Below are 13,976 nucleotides of genomic sequence, written 5' to 3'. Positions count from 1 at the left end.
AAAACCGTACCGGCAGGGGCCTTTTTGCTTTTCCCCCCGTTCTGTGCTATGAAACCCCCTATGAACAGTGAACCCGTCATTATCCCCCGCCCCGATCATCCCATTTCCCGCTCCCTCGTGAGCCCCAACGCCCTCCGGGTCCTCTACCGGCTCAAGGACAACGGCTACATCGCCTACCTGGTGGGGGGATGCGTCCGGGACCTCCTCCTGGGGCGGGAGCCCAAGGATTTCGATGTTGCCACCGACGCCACCCCCAACCAGGTGAAACGCCTCTTCCGCAACTGCCGCCTGGTGGGGCGCAGGTTCCGGCTCGCCCACATCCATTACCAGGACGAGATCATCGAGGTGGCCACCTTTCGGGCCCTGGCGCCCGAAGAACTGGCGGAGGCGGATACGGCGCCGGCGGCAGTGGAGGCTGTGCCGGCCGACGGGGAACGTCCCCGGGCGCCGCGGCACGTGGTGAGCGATGAGGGGATGGTCCTGCGGGACAACGTCTTCGGGACGCCGGGAGAGGACGCCCTGCGCCGGGACTTCACCGTGAACGCCCTGGCCTACAGTATCGCCGACTTTTCCATCATCGACTTTGCGAAGGGCATGGAGGATCTGCGCAACGGGGTGATCCGGACCATCGGCGACCCCGTGGTCCGCTTCATCGAAGACCCGGTCCGGATGATCCGGGCGGTGCGCTTTGCCGCCATCCTGGGCTTTACCGTGGAGAAGGCCACCTGGAGGGCACTCCGGGAGCTGGCTCCTGCCATTACCCGGGCCACGGCGCCCCGGCTCTACGAGGAGGTGCTGAAACTCTTCCTCTCGGGCGAAGGGGAGCGGGTCTACCAGCTCTTGCGCCAGGCCGGGCTCTTCGGTTATCTCTTCCCCGGTTTCAGCGCTTGGCTCGACAGGGAGAGCGATGGCTTCCCCCACTCCCAGATCGGCAAGGCCCTGGAATGGGTGGACGGGCAAGTGGGGAGCGGGGAGCCGGTGTCGCCGCCGCTGCTTCTTGCACTCATGTTCGGCGAGTACGTGGAGGAGCGAGCAGAGGAGCTAATGACGGCCGGGATGCAGGTTACGGACGCGGTCAATGAGGCCCTGGCCGGGTTTCTCGGCGAGCAGGGGCCGATCATTGCCATTCCCCAGCGCATTGGCCTCGCCATGCGGGAGATTCTGCTGCTCCAGCACCGCCTCGCGAAGATACCGGGGAAGCGGCCCCAGGGGGTGCTTGCCCGGTCATGCTTCGCCGAGGCCCTGGCCTATCTGCGCTGCCGGTGCGCGGTGACGGGGGAAGGGGAGAAGATTCTCGCCTGGTGGGAGCGGTACAGCCGTGACAACACCATGCCGCCGGTGGAACCGGGGACTGGTGAAACGGAGGAGAAGTCCGCAAAGCGCCGCCGGCGCCGGGGAAAAAGGCGCAAGCCCGCTCCCGCCTGAGTGCCGCCAAGCTCGCCGGTTTTGTTCGCCATGCATTCACCATGACCCGTTGTGGGGGGACCCCTGCGTCGTCCCTGCGGCACAGGGGAATCACACATGATTCCTCAGCATCAGCTCCTGGGGAGTGGGGCTCAGGTAGACCTGCTTCAGAAGATAGTCCTGCCCGTACTTCCTGATATAGTGCCGCAGGAGCGTCACCGGCACGATAAGCGGCACGAGCCGCTGATGGTACTCCCCGATCACCTCCTGGAGCTCTCCCTTTTCCTCGGGGGTCAGCTCTTTCTTGAAGTAGCCGGCGATGTGCTGGAGCACGTTGGTGTTCTTGCGTACCGTGGCGTGGAGGGCGAGGGCCTTCAGAAAAAGCTCCTGGTAACGGTGAAAGAGTTCGTCGCGCGGCATCTCCTTGCCGTGGGCCACCAGTTTCCCCATCTCCCGGTAGATTGCGGGGCTGTGGGCCATGATGAGGAGCTTGTGGGCCGTGTGGAACTCCACGAGCCGCCCCACGGTTTTTCCCCCTTTGAGGAGGTCCTTCCAGCGCCGGTAGGCGAAGACCCGTTCGATGAAGTTCTCTCTGAGCCCCATGTCGTGGAGCCGCCCCTCCTCTTCCACGGGGAGGAGCGGAAAATGCTCCGTCACCGCCCTGGCGAAGAGCCCTCGTCCCACTTTTGCCGGCATACCCGTGCTGTAGACCTTGACGTTGAAGAGTCCTGAGCTCGGTGAATCCTTCTTGAAAATGAAGCCGCAGAGGTCCTCCCGCTCCAGTTCTGTGACCCGCTTTGCGCACCAGGAGAGCATGCGGTTGGTGTGGTCGACGTGGGTTTTGTTGGTGACGAGCCTGACGCCTTCCCCGTCGCGCTCCAGCCGCATGGCCTCCCGGGGGACCGGCAGGCCGCACCCCACTTCGGGACAGACCGGAACGAACCGGAAGAACCGGCCCAGGGTGTCGGTGATGTAGCGGTCGTGCTTATGGCCGCCGTCGTAGCGGACTTTTTCGCCCAGGAGGCAAGAGCTGACGCCGATCTTGATGGGGGAAGGAGTGGTCATGGTCATGGCGCTAACGGCTCCTTTCAAAAAAAAGATTCATGAACTGCCGCGTTGTGCCGATGATATCTCATGAAGGTGTATGTGCACTTCACTCTTTCTTTCTGGGTTTTCAGAGTAAAAGGTTAATTAATAAAGATCGCGGACGGTGGCTGACCGGTCTTGAAAAGAAGGCGTCGGCTGATATAATTGTGCCGTCTGATGCTTGTAAATCAAGCCCTTCGGGAGAAATTTAGTGGATTTGGTCTGTTGTTGGCACAAGGAAGTGGTGGAACCGGGGGGATGCCCCAATATCGGCGAGGGGGAGGAGGTTCTCTATACCTCCTACCAGCGGCGGGTCCTTGAAAAATGTATCGACTGTCCCAACTTCCGCAACGATATCCTGAAACTCCAGGAGACGGGACACCCCCTGGGGGCAGTGGTTCCGTTCCTCGTCGGCGAGGTTCAGGAGCAGCGGGGAAGGCTCCAGTCCATGGGAAGCTTCCTTGACAGCCGGGATCGGGAAATCAAGTTCCTGCACGAAATCAGCCTCGTTCTCCAGACCTCCGTCGACCTGGACGAAGTCCTTTCGGTGGTCATGACCGCCATCACCGCCGGCAAGGGGTTCGGCATGAACCGGGCGTTCCTGCTGCTGGCCGACAAGGAGCGGAAGCTCCTCCGGGGCTACCTGGGAGTGGGCCCCCGGGACTACGGCGAGGCGTGGGGGATCTGGCAGGAGATTCAGCAGGGCGATTTCACCCTCAAGGAGATGGCCAAGGACTTCTACCAGACCAAGCTCACCTCCGAGAAGCAGAAGTTCCACGACATCCTGGAGCGGATGACCATTCCCCTGGCGGATCAGAACCATGTTCTCGTCCGGTCCCTGCGGGAAAAAAGGCCGATCCTTGTGGAGAACGCCTTCCATAACCCCGACTGCGACCACTCCCTGGTCCAGGCACTGGGGGTGGACACTTTTCTGATCACCCCCCTCATCTCCCGGAACCGCCGGATCGGGGTGATCATCTCCGACAACTGCATCACCCACAAGCAGATCACCCCCCAGGACGTACAGTCCCTGGAAACCTTCGCCTTTTCGGTGGCCTTTGCCATCGAGCGGGCTTCCCTGTACGAGCGGCTCCAGGAGGAGCTTCTCAAGGTGACGGCCGCCAACGTGAAGCTCAAGGAGCAGCAGGAATTGATCGTGAAGATGGAGCGTATGGCGCTGGTGGGGAAGATCACCTCCAGCATCGCCCATTCCATCCGCAACCCCCTCATGATCATCGGCGGCTTTGCCCGGACGCTCCTTCGGGGGGCAGCCCAGGACGACCCCAAGCGGGAATACCTGGAGTCCATCGGCCAGGAGGCGCGCCAGCTGGAGGAGGTCCTGGAGGACATTCTCAACTATTCCGATTCCCTCTACCCGACTCTGGATACCTGGGACGTGAACCAGCTGGTGAGCTCCGTCTGCCGCGAGCTGAACGGGCGCCTCCAGGAGCGGCGGGTGGCCTGCCGGCTCCGTCTCGAAGCCAGTATTCCCCCCGCCCGCATCGACTACAAGCAGGTGGCCTACTGTGTGCGGACCATCATCAATACGGCCATGGAACGGATGCCGGAGGGGGGGGAGATCAGGGCCGAAACCCTTCGCGAGAACGGCTGGATCGTGGTGGAGGTCTGGGTCAGCGGCGTGCCCCTGAGCCCGGAGAGCATCGAGGCCATGACGACCCCCTTCGGCTCCACCGAGGAGTTGGGATCAGGGCTCGGCGTCGCCATCTGCAAGACAATCATGGAGAAGCACGGAAACATCTTCGAGGTCAGCACCCCTGCCGGGGGTGGGACCCGGTATATCATCAAATTACCCGTGAACAGGGAGGAGACGCAACATGGCACGATTGCTGGTGGTTGACGACGAAAGCGGCATCAGGCTGCTCTATTCACAGGAGCTGGCGGACGAAGGGCACGAGGTGGCGACCGCCGCCACCGCCGCCGAGGCGGTAGAGCGGATCAAGGAGAGCGAATTCGACCTGATCGTCCTCGACATCAAGCTCAAGAACGAGAGCGGCCTCGACCTCCTCCAGAAAATCGTCAAGGAGCGGCACAACCTTCCGGTGATCCTCTGCACCGCCTTCTCCTGCTTCAAGGATGATTTCTCCGCCTGGCTCGCCGATGGCTACGTGGTGAAATCCAGCGACCTGACGGAACTCAAGGAGGAGGTCAAGCGCGTTCTGGCGAAGAAAGGGAAGTGAGATGGCGAGGTGCCTCGCTCCCTCGCTCGATACTATAACCATATAAAAGGAGCATCCCATGAAAGCAGTCATTATGGCCGGCGGGTTCGGCACCCGCATCCAGCCCCTGACGAGCAGCATCCCGAAACCGATGATTCCGCTGCTGAACCGTCCCATCATGCTCCACATCGTGGAACTGCTGAAGAAATACGAGATCACCGACCTCGTGATGCTCCTCTATCACCAGCCGGGGGTCATCAAGAACTTCTTCCGGGACGGCACCGACTTCGGGGTGAAGATCACCTACGTGACCCCGCTCCAGGACATGGGGACCGCCGGCGCGGTCAAGTGTGCCGAAAAGTTCCTGGACGAACGGTTCCTCGTCATCAGCGCCGACCTCCTGACCGACTTCAATCTCCAGAAGATCATAGACTCCCACGAGGACAACAAGGCCCTGGCCACCATCACCCTCACCTCGGTGAAGGATCCGCTCCAGTTCGGCGTCGTCATCACCGACAAGGAGAAGCGGATCACCCAGTTCCTGGAGAAACCGGGGTGGGGCGAGGTGATCTCCGACACCATCAACACCGGCATCTACGTCTTCGAGCCGGAGATTTTTACCCATATCCCCCCCGAGGAGAACTACGACTTCTCCCAGGATCTCTTCCCGAAGCTCCTGGCGCAGCAGAAGCCCCTTTTCGGCTACACCGCCAAGGGGTACTGGCGCGACATCGGCAACACCGACTCCTACCGTGAGGCCCACCACGACATCTTCAAGGGGAAGGTGAACGTGAAGATCGACGAGACGAAACAGGACCTGGTGGGGAAGGACCTGCGGCTCGGCTCCGACGTGAACCTTGACGAGCACATTACCCTGGAGGGGACGGTGGTCGTCGGCGACAACTCCCAGGTCTTCGAGAGCGCCCACATCAAGGACACGGTCATCGGCCGCAACTGCACCATCGAGGCGGGGGTCCGCCTCAACCGCTGCGTCATCTGGGACAACGTCTACGTGAAGAAGGGGGCAAAGCTTCACGACAGTGTCCTCTGCAGCAACGTGAGGGTGGGGCATGGGGTCGTTATGGAAGAGGGTGTCATCGTGGCCGACGACACCTCCATCGGCGAAGAGGCCTACATCAAGCGCGACGTGAAGATCTGGCCCCGGAAGGTGATCGAGGCGGGGGCCACCGTCACCGGCAACCTGATATGGGGGGAGAAGTGGAAGAAGGCCCTCTTCGAGGGGGCCATGGTCAAGGGCCTCACCAACATGGAGCTCACGCCCGAGTTCGTGGCCAAGCTGGGCTGTGCCTATGGCACCACCCTCCCCAAGGGGAGCTTTGTCATCTCGGGCCGCGACGCCTACCGCTCGTGCCGGATGCTGAAAAGGAGCTTCATCGGCGGGCTCCTCTCCGCAGGCATCAGCGTGCGTGACCTGACCATGGTGCCGATGCCGGTTCTGCGCTACAAGCTCCGCACCTTCGGCGAGGCGGGGGGGCTCTTTTTCCGCCAGGCCCTCGACGACCCCGCATCCACCGAGATCGTCTTTCTGGACAGCGACGGACTCGACTTCTCCAGTTCCATGGGGAAGAACGTGGAGCGGATCTTCTTCAAGGAGAACTTCCGCCGGGCCCACCACACGGAGCCGGGCGCCCTGGCCGAGATACCCCAGCAGGTGATGGATTTCTACCGGGAGGGGTTCCTCCACGCCATCGGCAAGTCGCCCCTCCAGAAGAAGCAGTTCAAGGTGGTGATCGACTTCAACCACTCCTCGGCCAGCCAGCTCCTCCCCGGCATCCTGACCCAGATGGGGTGCGAGGTCATCAGCCTCAACGCCTACGTGGACGAAGAGCGGGGGGTCCAGGCCGTGTCGGAGCGTAAGCAGAGCCTGAGCCAGCTCTCCAAGATCGTCGCCACCCTGGAGGCCAACGCCGGATTCTGGCTCGACCCCGGCACCGAGGGGGTCATCGTGGTGGATGAGGCCGGCAAGGTCTACGAAGGGGCCGATCTCCTGCCGCTCATGGTGGGGCTGGCACTTCGCTCCGGCGAGAAGGGGCTTTTCGCGGTGCCGGTTTCGGCGCCGTCGGCCATCGAGCGGATGGCCCAGGAACGCGGATGCGCCGTCACCCGCACCAAGAGCGCCGACCGGGCCATGATCGAGGCCACCCAGTCCTCCGAGGTTATCCTTGCGGGTACCATGGACGGCCGCTTCGCCTTCCCCAAGTTCCAGGCCGCCTTTGACGGCTTGTTCGCCATCGCCAAGACCATCGAGCTGGTGGCCAAGGGGGGGCTCCCCATCTCCAAGGTGGCGGCGGAGATCCCCCAGCGGGCCTTTCTCCAGACCCGGGTCTCATGCGTATGGGACATGAAGGGGGGGGTCATGCGGAAGATGAGCGAGGACAGCCTCGACAAGGAGGCGAGCTTCATCGACGGAATCAAGGTCCACTTCGGCGAGGACTGGGCCCTGGTACTTCCCGACCAGTATCAGCCTTACGTCCACATTGTGGCTGAGGCCCGGGACGCCAAGACGGCCCAGAAGCTTCTTGATGAGTACAAGAAAAAGGTTGAGGGGTGGAAACGGGAACTGCAGTGAGCACGCCCCTTTCCGTCATATTCGTCTGGCACATGCATCAGCCCTGGTACAAGGACCCGGTGAAGGGTGAGTACGCCCTTCCCTGGACCTATCTCCACGCCGTCAAGGATTACTACGACATGGCGGCCATCGTGGACGACACCCCCGGGGCCCGGGCGGTCTTCAACCTGGTGCCGTCGCTCCTGGATCAGATCCTCGACTATGCCGCCGGGACGGCCGTCGACCCCTGGCTCATGCGGGGGCGGATGGCGCCGGCCGACATGACCGAGAAGGACCGGCTCTTCGTTCTGGAGAACTTCTTTTCCGCCAACCGCCAGCGGCTCATCGAGCCGAACCGCCGCTACCTGGAGCTGCTCCACCTGGCCGGTGACGGGACCAGGGTGAGGAGCCGGGAGCGGCACCGCCTCTTCAGCGACCAGGACCTCCTGGACCTCCAGGTCTGGTTTTTCCTGGCCTGGACCGGGGAGGCGGCCCGTCGCCGCTATCCCGAGCTGAAGGAGCTGGTGAGGAAGGGGCGCCACTTCACCGAGGATGACAAGGCGCTTCTCTTCAACCGCCACGCCGACATCCTCAACGGGATCATCCCCCTCTACACAAAACTCCAGGCGGAGGGTAAGGCGGAGCTGGCCGTTTCCCCCTACTATCACCCGATTCTGCCGCTTCTGTGCGACATGAAGGCGGCCAGCACCGCCATGCCGCGGGTAAACCTTCCGGCCGCCCGCTTCCGCCACCCGGAGGACGCCCGGAGCCAGATAAGCCGGGGGATCGCCCGCTTTCGGGAGATCTTCGGTTTCGCCCCGGTGGGGATGTGGCCGTCGGAAGGGTCGGTGAGTGACGAGGCCCTCGCCATCATTGCCGGCTGCGGAATCCGGTGGATCGCTACCGACGAGGAAATCCTGGCCCGAACGCTCCCCGGGGGGCTTGGCCCCGGCCGGAGAGACCTCTACCATCCCTATACCTTCCGCCATGGCGCCCGGGAGCTTAAGGCCTTCTTCCGGGATCACCTCCTGTCGGACCTGATCGGCTTCACCTACTCCTCCTGGGAACCGTCCCGGGCGGTGAATGACTTCATGGGGAGGCTGCGGGGGATCCGGGACCGCGTCCCCGGAGCGAGGGTGGTGCCGGTCATCCTCGACGGCGAGAACGCCTGGGAATACTATCCCGACAACGGCTATGACTTCCTCCGGGGCCTTTATGGAGCCACCGCGGCCGCCCAGGGGATCGAAGCGGTCACCTGCTCCGAGCTCCTGGCCCGGGAGCCGGAGCGGCGGGTCATCGAGCATATCCATCCCGGGTCCTGGATCAACGGCGACTACGGCATCTGGGTCGGCCACCCGGAGGAGAACCAGGGGTGGGATTATCTGGAGCGGGCCCGGGAGGCGGCGATCACCGCCAGTCCCCTGGTGGCCGACCTCATGGCCGTGGGGGGAGAGTGGGAAGGGGAGGGGACCGACGCGGAGCGCATTGCCCGGCTCGTCTGCACGTCTCTCTATGCCGCCGAGGGGAGCGACTGGTTCTGGTGGTACGGCGACGATCACTTCTCTGCCCACAGCGACCGCTTCGACCGGCTCTTCCGCAAGCACCTCATGAACGTCTACCGTCTTCTCGACCTGGACGTTCCCCGGGAGCTCTACGAGCCCATCAAGAAGCTTACCCCCGCGGGGCTCGTACGGGAGCCGGCGGCCCTCATCACACCCTCCATCAACGGCAAGGTGGATGACTATTTCGAATGGCTGGCGGCGGGGCTCTTCGATCTCACCAAGCAGGCGTCGGCCATGCACGCTGCGGAGAGCCTGCTCCAGTCGTTTTTCTACGGCTTCGACCGGGATAACCTCTATATCCGCCTCGACAGCCCTTCGCCCTTTGACCGGGCCCTCCTGGAGGGGGACGCCCTCCATCTCTATTTGGTGGCCGGGAGTGAGTGCCGCCTCGACATGACTTCCGCCGCCCGGACGGGGGAGCTCATGGTCAAGGGGGCCAAGGGGTGGAAGAAGGACCGGGCCCTCTGCCGCTGGGAGATTGGCCGGATCTGTGAGGTGGCGGTCCCCCTTGGTCCCCTCGGCCTTGAACCGAAGGGGAAGCTCTTCGCCTACGTGACCCTTGTCCGCGAAGGGGAGGAGTTCGGCCGCTGGCCCGCCGATTCGCCCCTCGTCCTGACCTATGTGGGGCCGGATCTCGATATGGAGAACTGGCTGATATGACAACGGAGGATCAATGTCCGAACTGAGATGGGACCCCCTCAAGCAGCACTGGGTGATTATCGCCACCGACCGGGGGCGCCGGCCCCGGGATTTTCTCGTGGACCCCGAGCCCTCGGAGATGACCAGCTGTCCCTTCTGCTACGGCAATGAAGACAAGACCCCCGCCGAGGTCTACGCGGTCCGGCCGTCCGGCGAGGCGAACACCACCGGCTGGAAGGTGCGGGCGATCCCGAACCGGTTTCCGCTGCTCCGGATCGAAGGGGAGCTCAACAGCCGCGCCTATGGCATCTACGACGTCATGAACGGCATCGGCGCCCACGAGATCATCATCGATACGCCGGACCACAACCGGGGGCTGGCCGAACTCTCCCCTGCCGAAATCACGGAGGTTCTCAAGGCGTACCGGGCCCGCTTCCTGGACCTGCGCCAGGACATCCGGTTCCGCTACATGGTCCTTTTCAAGAACCACGGGCAGCGGGCCGGCGCCACCCTTTCCCATTCCCACAGCCAGCTCATCGCCGTACCCCTCATTCCCCCGGTGGCGGCCACCGAGCTGCGGGTCTGCCGGGAGCACTATGCCAACAAGGAGCGCTGCCTCTTCTGCGACCTGCTCGATTTCGAGCTCCAGAGCGGCGACCGGATCGTCCGGGAGTTCGGCAACTACGTGGTCATGACCCCCTATGCCTCCTGCTTCCCCTTCGAGCTGAGGCTCTACCCCAAGCGGCACTCCCACGACTTCGCGCTTTCCACCGACGGCGAGCTGGCCGAGCTGGCCGTGGCCCTTAAGGACATGCTCGGCCGGCTCAAGAGCCTCCTCAAGGACCCCCCCTACAACTTCATCCTCCATACCGCACCTCCTCCGCAACCGCGACTTGGCAAGCCCGAGTTCTGGAGTTCCATCGAGTACGACTACCACTGGCACATCGAGCTGGTGCCACGACTTACCCCCATCGCCGGCTTCGAGTGGGGGACCGGCTTCTTTATCAACCCCACCTCGCCGGAGGATGCCGCCGCGTTCCTCAGGGGGGCGGAGTTGTAGGGAGAGGCACGGAGGACGAATTTACCGTAGTGTTCAGAGCTTGAGTCAATGAGAGGCCTGCCGATGAAAATCCTTCAGGTTGCATCCGAGGTTGCCCCCCTTGCCAAGACCGGCGGGTTGGCCGACGTAACTGCCGCCCTCCCCAAGGAGCTCCGGCGGATGGGGCACGATGTCAGGGTCGCCATCCCCTTCTACAAGGGGGTCGCCTCCGGTGAGTTCCCGGTGCGCAAGGCCCGCAAGAGTGCCGAGGTTGAGTTGGGGGGGGAGCTCCACAAGGGATTTCTGCGCCAGACATCCCTGGGGGACGTGCCGGTCTATCTGATAGAGAATCGGGACTTCTTCGGACGGGACCACCTCTATGGCACCCCCGAGGGTGATTACCCGGACAACCCCCGGCGCTTTGCCTTCTTCTGCCGGAGCGTACTCCAGTTTCTGAAGCGGATGGACTTTCGCCCCGACGTGATCCACTGCCACGACTGGCAGGCGGCCCTCATTCCCGTCATCCTCAGGAACGAGTTCGGCGATGATCCGTTCTTCAACCGCACCGCGGTCGTCTTCACCATCCACAACCTGGCCTACCAGGGGCTGTTTCCTGCCGAAGCCCTCCCGCAGATGGGGCTCGACACCTCGCTGTTCACCACGGATCTGCTCGAATACTACGGCCGCGTCAACCTCATGAAGGGGGCGATCCTCTCCGCCGACGCCATCACGACTGTCTCGGAAACCTACTGCCGGGAGATCCTGACTCCGGAGCAGGGGTGCGGGCTGGAAGGGGTCCTCATGGAGCGGCGCGCCGACCTTGTCGGTATTCTGAACGGTCTTGATACGGACGAATGGAGCCCTGCCCTGGATCGGCGCATCTTTCGGAACTATTCGACCAAGTCCCTTGCGGGTAAGGGGGCCGACAAGCGGGAGCTCCAGCGGGAGCTGGGATTGAAGGTGGCGGCGTCGGTCCCCCTCATCGGGATGGTGGGGCGCATTGTGGAACAGAAGGGGATCGACATTGTCATCGATCTCCTCCCCCGGTTTGCCGCCGAGGAGGTGCAGGTGGTGATTCTCGGCACCGGCGATCTCCGTCTCATGCACCAGCTCTACGAATTCAGGAACCGGGGGGTGAAGAACGTCTCCATCAACCTCGGTTTCAAAGAGCCCCTGGCGCCGAAGATCTATGCCGGATGCGACATGTTTCTCATGCCCTCGCGCTACGAGCCATGCGGCCTGAGCCAACTCATTGCTCTCAGCTACGGTACGGTGCCGATCGTGCGGCGGACCGGCGGCCTCGCCGACACGGTCATCGATGTCACCGGTAACCCCCGGGAAGGAAATGGGTTTTCATTCAGCGACTTCAATGGCGAGTCCTGCTGGGATGCGATCCAGCGGGCTCTGGCTGCCTACCGTGACCGGGAGGGATGGCGCAAGATCATGCGGCGTGGTATGCTGCGAGACGTTTCCTGGCGCCATGCCGCCGACAAGTACGAGGAACTCTACCGCCAATGTGTGGAGAAGAAGCGGGGGTAAGGGGATGGGTGACGAACGGAACGAGCTGGATGAACTGAGCAGGGAGATCCGCAAGGTGATCGAGAACAACCGCAAATTCCTCGACCGGGTCATGGACGAGGAATTCGAGCCTGACGACGAGGCGGACGAGGCGAAGGACGAGGACGTTTTCGAGGAATTGTAGTTTCCACTCAGTAACAGATGCCGAAAAAAATCCCCCGGAGGCGAACCTCCGGGGGATTTTTTTATGGTAAATCGGGCGTGCGTGCCTAGTGCTTGCCGCCACCCGGCACGTCTTCGTCGCCGGCCATGTGACAGTCACTGCAGTTGGTCTTCATGATCTCGTCGCCGATGTCGACCGGATGGACGAATTCCTTGACGTCCTTGCCGGCCGGGATATTCTCCTGCTTCTGGCCGATGACCGTGTGGCACAGGTTGCAGTCCTTAGAGATCACTTTCCCTGACGCTGTCTTATGCTTGCCGTCGTGGCAACGGAAGCAGCCTGGGGTGTAGAAGTGGCCGATATGGTTCGGGTAGGTGTTCCAGGATACCTTCATTTCCGGGAAGAAGTTCCGGGAGTAGATGTCCTTTATCTGATCCACCGCCTGATTGATGCCCGCCGCCTTGCTCTTGGCCACCTCGGGGAAGTTCTTGGCGTAGTACTCGGGAAGCTTGGCGCCGATGGCCGTCATTGCCTCTTCCTTGGTCTTGTAGGGCTTCTCCAGAATTTCGACCCCCAGCTTCTTGATGAAGGGGAGCGACGGATCGATGAGGCCGGAGACGATATGCTCGTCCATCTCCTGTCCCGGTGACTTGTAGATGTGGGTCGGCCGGTTGTGGCAGTCGGTGCAGTCCATGAGCCGCTTCTTGGACTTGGCGATCTCGTCCTTCGTGATGGGCTTTTCGGTGCTCATATACTCCACGAAGGTGCCATCCTTCTGCTTGACGGTGATGTAGGGGATGTCGAGGCGCTTTCTGTCGCGGGCGATGTAGTAGACCTCGGTGCCGATATGCCAGTGGATTCCATGGGCATTGGGCGATTTGGGTGTGCCGCCGATATTGATCAGCAGGTTGGTCTCCCGCGGCGTGTTTTCCTTGTTGGGGGCGTAGTGGTAGAACACCTTCTGGCGACCGGCATAGAACTTCTCCGGCCAGTGGCAGTGTTCACAGGTATCCCGTGCCGGCCGCAGGTTCTCAATGGGAGTCTCGATGGGAGTGGGGTACGTGTGTGCAAGCACTGCCCAGACCTGACGGAGACCCGAAATCTTCGCCTTGACAAACCACTGGGCGCCGGGGCCCACGTGGCATTCCACGCACTTGACCTTGGCGTGGGGAGAGTTCTTCCAGGCCGTGTGCTCGGGCTCCATGACAGTATGGCAGAGTTCGCCGCAGAAAGTGGTGGACTCGGTGAAGTGGAAGCCGAGGATGGAGGCAACCGAGACGATCAGGACGAAGATGATGGTGGCCAGCGAGAAGAAGATGAAGAGGCGCCGCTTGTGGGGGTCATTAAAATCCATACGCGGATAGGGGGGGATGTCTTCATCCTCCGAGCGTCTCCGCTGTCGGATCTGCCAGGCACCCACGGGAACCAGGAGCAGGCCGAAGATAAGCATGCCAGGGAAGGCGAAGTAGGTCAGAAGGCCGATGTAGGGGTGATCGAACCCGGTGATCATCTCCATCGCGAGGAATGCGATGATGAGACCGGTGCCCGCGACGGCGAGAATAAGGCCGATGAGGCTGATCGGGTTCCAGAGATAACCTGCCGTTTTGCGCAAAGCCATACCTTTTCCTCCAAAATAAAACGCTTTTTTATCGCCTGGTGGTGCGGAATGTAAACACGATTGAATCTAAAGCTCATAACACTACAATCATACCGTTCAGTTTGTCAAACCCAAAAAATTTGCCCTGGCAAAAAGTGTTTTCTGACAGAGATGGTTGTGGTCGGTGGCCGGAACCTCATAAAGATGAATGGGTTCTTAAAA

General features: G+C 62.2%; 10 protein-coding genes. 8 read left to right on the top strand and 2 right to left on the bottom strand.

Annotated features, from left to right (window positions below):
- Positions 1-48: 48 nt before the first annotated feature.
- Complete coding sequence (gene pcnB, locus RCH91_RS18280; protein WP_306536426.1) at positions 49-1,425, top strand: polynucleotide adenylyltransferase PcnB; 1,377 nt, start codon at positions 49-51, stop codon at positions 1,423-1,425.
- A gap of 90 nt (positions 1,426-1,515) precedes the next feature.
- On the opposite strand, the gene RCH91_RS18275 is transcribed toward pcnB, so the two are convergent.
- Positions 1,516-2,475, bottom strand: coding sequence for a DUF523 and DUF1722 domain-containing protein (locus RCH91_RS18275; protein WP_306536425.1), 960 nt, complete (start codon positions 2,473-2,475; stop codon positions 1,516-1,518).
- A gap of 226 nt (positions 2,476-2,701) precedes the next feature.
- Between RCH91_RS18275 and RCH91_RS18270 the strand changes: the two genes are divergently transcribed.
- The 7 genes from RCH91_RS18270 (at position 2,702) to RCH91_RS18240 (ending at position 12,178) form a co-directional block, all read left to right on the top strand.
- A complete protein-coding gene (locus RCH91_RS18270) occupies positions 2,702-4,348 on the top strand; it encodes a sensor histidine kinase (RefSeq protein ID WP_306536424.1) in 1,647 nt (548 codons plus the stop codon).
- Positions 4,326-4,688, top strand: coding sequence for a response regulator (locus RCH91_RS18265; RefSeq protein WP_306536423.1), 363 nt, complete (start codon positions 4,326-4,328; stop codon positions 4,686-4,688). Before RCH91_RS18270 ends, RCH91_RS18265 begins: the two co-directional genes overlap by 23 nt.
- 58 nt (positions 4,689-4,746) lie before the next feature.
- Positions 4,747-7,257, top strand: coding sequence for a mannose-1-phosphate guanyltransferase (locus tag RCH91_RS18260; RefSeq protein ID WP_306536422.1), 2,511 nt, complete (start codon positions 4,747-4,749; stop codon positions 7,255-7,257).
- Positions 7,254-9,458 carry a glycoside hydrolase family 57 protein gene (locus RCH91_RS18255; protein ID WP_306536577.1) on the top strand — a complete coding sequence of 735 codons (2,205 nt, stop codon included), beginning with the start codon at positions 7,254-7,256 and terminating at the stop codon, positions 9,456-9,458. Before RCH91_RS18260 ends, RCH91_RS18255 begins: the two co-directional genes overlap by 4 nt.
- A gap of 13 nt (positions 9,459-9,471) precedes the next feature.
- Positions 9,472-10,497, top strand: coding sequence for a galactose-1-phosphate uridylyltransferase (galT, locus tag RCH91_RS18250; protein WP_306536421.1), 1,026 nt, complete (start codon positions 9,472-9,474; stop codon positions 10,495-10,497).
- 63 nt (positions 10,498-10,560) lie between these two features.
- Complete coding sequence (glgA, locus tag RCH91_RS18245; protein ID WP_306536420.1) at positions 10,561-12,015, top strand: glycogen synthase GlgA; 1,455 nt, start codon at positions 10,561-10,563, stop codon at positions 12,013-12,015.
- Between the two features lie 4 nt (positions 12,016-12,019).
- Entirely contained in the window at positions 12,020-12,178 is a 159-nt protein-coding gene (locus RCH91_RS18240) for a hypothetical protein (RefSeq protein ID WP_306536419.1), read from the top strand.
- An 85-nt stretch (positions 12,179-12,263) separates the two neighbouring features.
- Here RCH91_RS18240 and RCH91_RS18235 read toward each other — a convergent pair whose 3' ends face one another.
- Positions 12,264-13,775: a NapC/NirT family cytochrome c gene (locus RCH91_RS18235; RefSeq protein WP_306536418.1), complete on the bottom strand. Its 1,512-nt coding sequence runs from the start codon at positions 13,773-13,775 to the stop codon at positions 12,264-12,266.
- Positions 13,776-13,976 lie beyond the last annotated feature (201 nt).

Origin of the sequence: Geobacter sp., assembly GCF_030834625.1 — a bacterium.
Taxonomy (GTDB): Bacteria; Desulfobacterota; Desulfuromonadia; order Geobacterales; family Geobacteraceae; genus Geobacter.
The sequence above is the reverse complement of the archived record's forward strand: the minus strand, read 5'-3'. Positions and strand labels throughout refer to the sequence as shown.